The 8,760-nt window shown below is 59.2% G+C and carries 8 protein-coding genes, 1 tRNA gene and 1 pseudogene; 5 read left to right on the forward strand and 5 right to left on the reverse strand.

Features of this window, described 5'->3' with window-relative positions:
* The 4 genes from ACTG4B_RS07805 to ACTG4B_RS07820 form a co-directional block, all read right to left on the reverse strand.
* Complete coding sequence (locus ACTG4B_RS07805) at positions 1-954, reverse strand: ABC transporter permease (protein ID WP_439155130.1); 954 nt, start codon at positions 952-954, stop codon at positions 1-3.
* Positions 951-1,916: an ABC transporter permease gene (locus ACTG4B_RS07810; protein ID WP_439155131.1), complete on the reverse strand. Its 966-nt coding sequence runs from the start codon at positions 1,914-1,916 to the stop codon at positions 951-953. Before ACTG4B_RS07810 ends, ACTG4B_RS07805 begins: the two co-directional genes overlap by 4 nt.
* Positions 1,909-3,423, reverse strand: coding sequence for a sugar ABC transporter ATP-binding protein (locus ACTG4B_RS07815; RefSeq protein WP_439155132.1), 1,515 nt, complete (start codon positions 3,421-3,423; stop codon positions 1,909-1,911). The genes ACTG4B_RS07810 and ACTG4B_RS07815 overlap by 8 nt, the downstream gene beginning before the upstream one ends.
* Positions 3,424-3,501: 78 nt before the next feature.
* Entirely contained in the window at positions 3,502-4,581 is a 1,080-nt protein-coding gene (locus ACTG4B_RS07820; RefSeq protein ID WP_439155133.1) for a sugar ABC transporter substrate-binding protein, read from the reverse strand.
* A gap of 143 nt (positions 4,582-4,724) precedes the next feature.
* On the opposite strand from ACTG4B_RS07820, the gene ACTG4B_RS07825 reads away from it, so the two are divergent.
* Positions 4,725-5,744, forward strand: coding sequence for a LacI family DNA-binding transcriptional regulator (locus tag ACTG4B_RS07825; protein WP_439155134.1), 1,020 nt, complete (start codon positions 4,725-4,727; stop codon positions 5,742-5,744).
* A gap of 250 nt (positions 5,745-5,994) precedes the next feature.
* A pseudogene (locus ACTG4B_RS07830) lies at positions 5,995-6,153 on the forward strand (IS3 family transposase); the annotation flags it as partial.
* 171 nt (positions 6,154-6,324) lie between these two features.
* Here ACTG4B_RS07830 and ACTG4B_RS07835 read toward each other — a convergent pair.
* Positions 6,325-6,414 (reverse strand) — tRNA-Ser (locus ACTG4B_RS07835).
* Positions 6,415-6,916: 502 nt separating this feature from the next.
* Between ACTG4B_RS07835 and ACTG4B_RS07840 the strand changes: the two genes are divergently transcribed.
* The 3 genes from ACTG4B_RS07840 to ACTG4B_RS07850 form a co-directional block, all read left to right on the forward strand.
* Entirely contained in the window at positions 6,917-7,450 is a 534-nt protein-coding gene (locus ACTG4B_RS07840) for an Hsp20/alpha crystallin family protein (RefSeq protein WP_439155135.1), read from the forward strand.
* 60 nt (positions 7,451-7,510) lie between these two features.
* Complete coding sequence (locus ACTG4B_RS07845) at positions 7,511-7,765, forward strand: hypothetical protein (RefSeq protein WP_439155136.1); 255 nt, start codon at positions 7,511-7,513, stop codon at positions 7,763-7,765.
* Between the two features lie 50 nt (positions 7,766-7,815).
* Positions 7,816-8,760 (forward strand): trypsin-like peptidase domain-containing protein (locus ACTG4B_RS07850; protein ID WP_439155137.1); only part of this gene is annotated, 945 nt, incomplete at its 3' end.

The raw sequence follows: 8,760 nt of genomic DNA on the forward strand, positions 1-8,760 counted from the left end.
TTAGCTCTCCTTCCGGCGCAGGGTCTGGACCAGTAGCATGACGATGATGATCACGCCAAAGATGATGCTGCGCCACGCGTTCGAGATTTGCATCACCGACAGGATCGACGTGAGCAGCGTGATGAACAACACGCCGCCGACCGTCCCCAAAAGTCTGCCGCGCCCGCCAAGGATCGAGGTGCCGCCGATCACCACTGCGGCGATGGTCGGCAGCAAATAAGGATCGCCCATCGACTGGTACGCCTGATTTGCATAGCCCGCGAGCAGTACGCCACCGAAGGCCGAACAGAGGCCTGCGATGGCAAAGGCGGCAAAGATCACCGACGGGGTGGACACGCCCGACAGGAACGTCGCCTTTTCGTTATATCCGATTGATGACAGATAGCGGCCAAAGCCGGTGCGGCCGAGAAACAGGGCGAGCAGGGCTGTTAGCCCCATCCAGAGGGCGAAAGCAGTGGGTATTCCCGCTATCGTGCCAGAGGCCATCCAAATCATCGTGGCACTCGCCTCGCCCTTGGGGTTGAAGCCGCCCGTGTTGAGGACGGCAATGCCCAGCAGCATCGAATTGACTGCCAACGTCCACACCATCGACGGAATGCGCAGGATCGCGACGCCAAAGCCATTGATCAGGCCGATGGCGGCTCCGAACACGAGTGCTGCCGGAATCGCAAGGGCAGTCAGAACGGGGTCTCCGGTTCCGGCGAGCGACGTGGACAGGATCGCAGCGCCACCGACGATCCATGGCACGGACAAATCGATGTGCCCCAGCAGGATAACCACCGTCGCCCCCATCGCAATGACGCCCAGGAACGACGCGATCTGCAATTGCTGGCCGAGGTACCCAAGGCCAAGAATTTGCGGAAAGAACAGGCTGCCGCCAAGGATCATGACAACCGCCCCGGCAAAAGGCATGAGTGTGTCGAGATCGGGCAGGCGTTTGCTCTGGGTACTCATCGTCCGAACACCTCCAACCGATTGCGCACGCGCAGAATGTCCGCGCCGCCGATGGCGATGGCTGCGGCAAGAATAAGCCCTTCGACGAAAGGTTGTGCCAGTGGCGGCAGGCCCGAAAAGAACATCAGCGCGCCGATGGTCTTGAGGATGAACGCGCCCGCCACAGCGCCGATCAGACTTCCGACACCCCCGCGCAGCGCCACCCCGCCCAGAACCACGGCGGCGATGGCGTTCAGGGTGAAGTTCGGCGCGATGCCGGCGTCTCCGGTCGTGGTCACAAAGCTGAAATAAAGTCCGGCAAGGCCCGCAAAGAGCCCACCCAGCGCAAAGGAGGCCATGCGGATCACAGGCACCTGAATACCCGACTGGAACGCAGCTTGTTCAGAGGAGCCGATGGCATAAAGCCCAAGGCCAAGCCCGGTCCGGCGCAGCGGCATCCAGAAGCCAAAGATCACCACGCCCGTTATGATCAGCGCCGTGGGCACGCCCATCACATCCAGCGTCATTGCATCGGCGAAGTCATAGTTGATCTGCCCGCCGGGAGTGGGGCGTAGCAGCAGTGCCAGTCCGACAAAAACCGACGCCGTGGCCAGAGTGACAACGATGGGCTGAATGCGCCCGTACACCACCAAAATCCCGTTCACCAGACCGCAAGCAAGCCCCGTCAGAAGAACCAAAACGATCCCGCCAGCCAATCCGATCCCGCTGCCCACAAGCACATAAGAAGCAACCGTGTTGGTCAGCGCCATCACGGCCCCCACGGACAGATCAATGCCGCGCACAATGACCGCAAAGAACTGCGCAATCGCGGCCAATGCCAGGATCAAGCACTGGTTGGCCCAGATCGTCATTACATAGGTCGACATGCCGCGCGGGTGGGTGGTCAGATAAACCGTCAGTAGTGCGAAGAGCACGGCAAGGGCGATGGCCTCGCGTCTGTTGGCGCGCAAAAGATCAAACATGGGCGGCCTGCTGTACCGGGATGTTGAGCGTGGCCGCCAGAATGTTTTCAGCGGTGACCGCCTCGCCGGTCAGGTGCCGCACAACGCGTCCGTTGTAAAAGATGTGGGTTTCGTCGCACAGGTGGATGAACTCTTCGTAATCTGTGGACAGTAGCAGGATCGCGGTGCCTTGATCTGCCAGCCTGCGAAGAAGCGCGTAGATCTGTGTCTTGGTCTTGACGTCGATGCCTCGCGTGGGATCGGCCAACAGCAAACAGCGCGGCTTCAGCGCCAGCCATTTCGTCAGCGCGACCTTTTGCTGATTGCCGCCAGAGAGCTGCGAGACGGGCTGGTCAAGAGAGGCACATTTCAGCTCCAACGCATCGATGAAGGGTTGATAAAGCCCCGGGTCGTCTGCGTTGATGCCGCGCACGCCGACCGCGGCCAGCTCCATATTGGCAGCGATGCTTTGTTCTAGGATCAGCGCCTCGGTTTTTCGATCCTCGGGCACCAGCGCGATACCGATGTCGGGGTTCTTGGCGTCGCCGGGGCTGTGCAATGTGATGGATTGGCCCGCCAGCGCAATCCGGCCTTCGGTCTTTTTCAGCAATCCGAACAGCCCCTGAAGCACGGCCGCTTGGCCCTGCCCGTCAAGGCCGCCAAGGCCCGTAATGCAGCCTTTCCGAAGGGTGATGGATACGTCCGTCAACTCGCCGTTCCAGCCAAACCCATCCAGCCGGAGCACGTCTTGCGCCTCAGGTCTGGCCGTGGGTTTCGTCGGGAAAAGGTCCGTGATCTTTTGGCCAACCATCTTGGAGATGATCGCGGGGTAGTCATGGGCACCGTTGGCAAAGCTGTCGACAAGTGCGCCGTTGCGAAAGATTGAGATACGGTCGGCCAGCGCCTCGATTTCATGAAAGCGGTGCGAGATGAACAGCACGCCAACGCCCCGCGCACATTCCGCCCGGATCAAGGTGAACACCTTGTCCACCACAGAGGCATTCAACGCAGACGTCGCCTCATCTAGGATCAGCAGTCTGGGATTGCGGGCAAAGGCCTTGGCGATTTCGATCTGCTGGCGTTCGGCCAGACTAAGGTCCGCGACCCGTGCGCCCATCCGAATGCCGCCGCCGTCGATCTGTGACAGAACCTCTTGCGCACGACGCACGATGCCGCCGGGCAGGCGGCCCAGACCCGAGCCGGGAGCGCCCAGCATCAGGTTTTCGCGCACGCTGAGGTCTGGCACCAGCGATAGCTCTTGAAACATGCACATCAGCCCACGCTCAACGGCGGCACGCGGTGTGGGCAAGGGCGTTTCCTTCCCATCGACGAAAATGCGTCCCGCGCTGGGTTGGATGACGCCGGAGATGAGCTTCATCAGTGTGGATTTGCCCGCGCCATTTTCACCTAGGACTGCGTGAATTTCGCCCGCTCTACAGGCGAAATCGACGCCATCCAGCGCTGTCGTGGCACCATAGTGCTTGGACACGCCCTCAAGGCGCACGATGACGTCGTCTGTCTTGCTCACAGGAACGCTCCGGTTTGACAGGAAAAATCAGCCCGGCTGCAAGGGAGTGCGCCGGACTGAAGCGTCAGATCGTTGACGTCAGGTGTTGTCGGCGCTCTGGCCCAGCAGCTCGTCCGGCGTGAAGGGCGCAAAGCAATCCGGGAAACCTGTTCCGGTGTTGAAGGACTTTGGTAGATCGGGGAAATAGTTCACCCCGGCTTCCAGATCCTCGGCTTTGACCTGCGGGATCGGCAGATAGACGGTTTGGGGCAGGGCATTGCCTTCCAACAGGGCCACAGCCGCCTCAAGCGCCACGGCGGACATCGCCGGGGCTTGTGCCGCCGAAATGCCGGGGATGTCCAACTCGTCCATCAGCATCCGCACGCCGTTTTCACCATCGACGCCCATAGGGACGATGGGGTGTCCTGCGGCCTGCATGGCGTTGATGGTCCCGGCAGAGCCGTGTTGCGAGACAACACCGTCAAACTGTCCGTGGGTCGCCAGCGCATCCGAAACAACCTTTTGGCTGGTTCCCGTGTCCCAGTTGCCAACAACCTGAACAATTTCAAGTCCTTCGACCTTTTCCAGAACGCTCATCATGCCTGCGCGCCGGTCACGGTCAGTTGCGTTTCCGGGCAAGCCGTCAACCATCAGGATTTTTTCAGCTGTGCCACCCAGAGCATCCATCACGGTCTGCGCCTTGAGGCGGCCAAGCTCCATCTGGCTTTCGTTGATCTGCACGATCTTGTCGGTGTCTAGAACGTTGTCAAAGGGCACCAGAACGGTGCCGGAGCGTTCTGCGCGACGGATCACGGGTTCGAATGCGCTTGGATTAACGGCAATGAAGGTAATCGCGTCATAACCGGCGGCCATGAAGTTATCGATCGCGGCGATTTGCGCCGCGCTGTCGTTACCGACAGAGACGATGGTAAACTCTTCAAGCTTCGCAGCATTTTCGGGGCGCGCGGCCCAGGCTTTCGACGCCTGAATGGCGGCGATGCGCCAGTCATTTCCGGCAAAGCCGTTCACGAACGCCATCTTGTAAGGGCCAGTTTTGGCCTCATAGCTGATCGTGGATGTGCCGGGGGCAGGGGCGAAACACTCCGGCCGGTAAGTATCTGCAGCGGCCATTCCTGCGGCTGCCACCATGAGCGTCGAACTCATCAAAAAGGTTTTCATTGGTATCCTCCCAGATCACGTTTGGTTATTTGTTTACGTAAACATACTTCAACTATGTATTAAGTTTACGTAAACACTTGTCAACTCGATTCGTTGGGCCTTAAGTGAGCGGAAGGGTTCCAAACAGAAAAGGACAATGCGCGATGCGTTCGGGAAAAACAGCCGCGCCAACGATGGACGATATCGCCGCCGAGGCGGGGGTCAGTCAGATGACCGTCTCGCGGGTGATGCGCGGTGCGGGCAAAACCTCCGACGAGGTCCGCGACAGGGTCGAGCATGCAGCGCGCAAGCTGGGCTATGTCCAGAACAGGCTGGCCAGTGCCCTGCGCGAAGAAACCACGCCCCTTGTGGCAGTGGTTCTGCCGACGCTTGGCAACCGCGTGTTTTCCGAGGTGCTCAATGGCCTGAACGAAACCCTGACCGGCAAGTTCATTCAACCTGTATTCGGCGTCAGCGAATACTCGTTGCAGCGCGAAGAAGAGATCGTGCGCGAATTACTGGCATGGCGTCCGCGTGGCATCGTGTTGCCGGGATTGGAACATACAGATGCGACCCGCGCTGCGATCCGCGCATCGGGTGTGCGCGTGGCCGAGGTGATGGACATCGACGGCGAGCCCATCTCGGCGGTCTTCGGCATTTCCCAACACGAGGCCGGACGCGCAACCGCGCGCTACATGCTGGAAAAGGGTTATCGGCGGTTTGGGTATATCGGCAGTCAGGGGGGCCGCGATCTGCGCGCCGCAAAGCGGTTCAACGGGTTTTGCGAAGTGGTGCGCGAGGCGGGTGCGCAAATGGTGCTCTCTCAGGTGATTGACGCGCCGTCTTCGATGGTTGAGGGGCGTAAAGTCACGGCGGATGTGCTTGGGCAGTCCGATGCGCCGCAGGCTTTGTATTATTCCAACGATGACCTCGCGGCTGGCGGCATGATGCATTGTCTGAGCAACGGGATCGACATACCCGGCACGGTCGCGCTTGCGGGCTTTAACGGGCTTTCTTTTCTCGAGGCCTTGCCCATCCGGCTGACCACAATCGAAACGCCGCGACTTGAGATGGGACGCCGCGCCGCCCTGTCCGTGACGGACAGCCTGCCTGGTCCGGAAGGGCCGCCAGAGAATAATGTTGTCAATCTCGGTTTTCGACTGCTGCGTGGCGACTCCTGTTGAAAATGGCCCCGTGCTGCGGCTCCGTCGATATAATATCAAGAGACATGCCCATTTATGGGCCGTCTGTGCCGTCGGGTCTTGGGGAGCCAACCAATCTCTGTCGATTGACTGTCTCAGATCTAAGGTGGCTCGACTGCTCCAATTAGTGTGCAGTATGTGTGCAAAATATTTCGGCAACCCGGTTTGCGGACCATAAAAGAGGCAAGAATGTCCATCAACGCAGCCACTGCGGCAGTGAAACGATAGTTGATACGACTACAACAACGTCAGGCCGCACTCATCGCTTGGCAACAAAACACCCACAGAAGCGCGCCGGGGGCTTGAGCAATTTGAGAGCTCCGCGCCCGGCGCGCTTGCCCAAACCGAAACCGAAAGATATGAAATCCAGACCCGCAGACTCTCGTTATGAATGAGGGAGCCTTAGGGGGCAGGTCGGAGTGAATGATTTCAGCCCGGGCCCGTGCGCAGCTCCTCACACAAAATAGCAAGTCAGCAAACGTTTGAGTTAGGGATAAGGTTAGGGTGTCGGTGCGATGATATACAGAAAATGACTAAATTTCAAGGCGTTAAGCCAAAATTATGGCGGAGACGAAGGGATTCGAACCCTCGAGACCCTTCCGGGCCTACTCCCTTAGCAGGGGAGCGCCTTCGACCACTCGGCCACGTCTCCGCTGACCCGTTTAGAGAGGGATAGTCCAAGAAACAAGGCCAAAATTCCACTGGGCCGGCCTCTTGCGGAAAATCACATAATCAAAGATTTGAGCGCCAATCGGTGACATTTCTGAATGGTGTTTACAAATCGGCACGGGTGTTTCGCCGTGATAAATCAAGGAAACAGTGCCGTTTCGACAGTGGTTGACGCAAGATGATATTCTCGCCGGACGCACAGGCACCTTGGACCTGTTGCGGCTTGATGCCGGCTCCAATTTTGGTGCGATGGGTGCGCATGTCATGATCACGGGTTCACTTTTGCCGCCCGTGAAATGATGCGGCGCATTTTTCGTGGCCCGAGCAATGGGACACTAACGGGCGTTAATGCCAAACAGGCTGAAGCGCATAGAAGGGTCTAGCCGCTGCAACGGCCTGTGTCCCGGGCGCATTCGGCGGCGTGGCCGGTCCTGTGTCCTTGGGTTCGCCGCCTGTTTCAATCACCTTTCGATGGAGGAAATCCCATGACCGAGACCGACACCCGCTCACCCGCGATCACTGACAAGGGGGCCGCTGTCCCGGTTTATGACCGCGGCTGGACACCGTTCTGGACGCTTCGCAATAATATTGACGATCTGTTTGACGATTTCTTGCAGGCAGGCGGATGGTCGCCCCTCCGCCGCAGCGGCGCGGCCCCGGCGATACGATTGCCGACAGCGGTCCCGACACTTGACGTCATCGACAAGGAAAACGAGGTGAAGCTGATCGCCGATCTGCCGGGCATGACCGAAGAGGAGATCGACGTGCAGGTCACGGACAGCACTTTGACGATCAGCGGCGAGAAAAAGGAAGAGACCGAGGAAGATGACAAGGACGGCAAGCGATATGTATCCGAACGCCGGTTTGGCAGCTTTTCGCGACGTATCCCTTTGCCCGACGGCATAGATCAGGACCAGATCGCGGCCTCTTTCAAGAATGGTGTCCTCACGGTGCACCTGCCCAAGTTGCCCGAAGCGCAGCATCCGGCGCGCAAGATCAAGGTCAGGGCGGCTGTCTGATGTGACGGCCTTTGCGGATCGCAAGACCCCGCAGAGCCGCACAGGAAAGGAAAGACCGCTATGCGACCTGATCAAGAACCAAGACCTGACGTATTGTCGGACATGCGCTGTGAACTGCGCGTCAACAAGGCGCAGGTCGCGGCCGCCCGCCGCAACATCACGGTCGCAGCGCCGAAAGGCGACGTGCCGGCGTCTGCCGGCACGGTGACGCGAAAGGGCAGGGTCGACAGGCGTCACGACATGGACGTGATCGAAGATATCGCACGAAACACGGCGGGGGATGTCATTGCCACAGACAGCTTGCACTTTGCCTGAGATGCGGTGCCCGCTGTTTCAGATGTCACACAGGAAGAAAGGCTATCAAAATGCGATTTCTTATCATCATTTCTTCATTTGCCCTGTCTCTGGCAGCGTTCTCTGGCGGGGTTTCCGCCCAAGTGCCGACCCAGTCGGACGCACGCGGAATCCCCACGATCGCGCCGGTGATTGCAGACATCACGGACGCCGTGGTCAATATCGCGGCCGAGGCCAACCGGCCCATGCAGATCAATCCGCTTTTTCAGGACCCGCTTTTTCAGGAATTCTTTGACCTGCCGGATCAATTGCCGGACATGCAACGCGCCAGTGTCGGGTCGGGCGTAATTGTCGATGCCGACGAGGGGTATGTGATGACCAACCACCATGTCATCGACGGGGCCGATACGATCAGCGTTACCCTTCAGGATGGCCGAGAATTGGACGCCGAATTGGTCGGCAGTGATCCTGGCACCGACATCGCTGTGCTAAAAATCCCCGCAGGGAACCTTTCGGGGCTGCGTATGGGCACGTCCGACCACCTTTTGGTTGGCGACTATGTCGTTGCGGTCGGCAACCCGTTTGGCATTGGGCAAACCGTCACATTGGGTATCGTCAGTGCGCTTGGCCGGTCCGGGATAAACCCGCAGGGGTATGAGGATTTCATACAGACAGATGCGTCGATCAACCCCGGCAATTCTGGCGGTGCGCTGGTGACACTGGATGGGCAGCTTGTCGGGATCAACACGGCGATCGTATCGCGCAGCGGGGGCAATGTTGGAATCGGATTTGCTGTGCCGATCGACATGGCCCGATCCGTGATGGATCAGATTATCGAATTTGGTAATGTGCGGCGCGGGCAACTTGGCGTGATGATACGCGATCTGACACCTGATCTGGCGGTGGCACTGGATGTGCCGATAGACCGTGGCGCGGTGGTTGTTGAGGTCGTGCCCGAAAGCGTGGCCGACGATATCGGTCTTGCACCCGGCGACGTCATTACCGCCGTCAACGGG

Origin of the sequence: Yoonia sp. (genome assembly GCF_965660735.1) — a bacterium.
Classification (GTDB): domain Bacteria; phylum Pseudomonadota; class Alphaproteobacteria; order Rhodobacterales; family Rhodobacteraceae; genus Yoonia.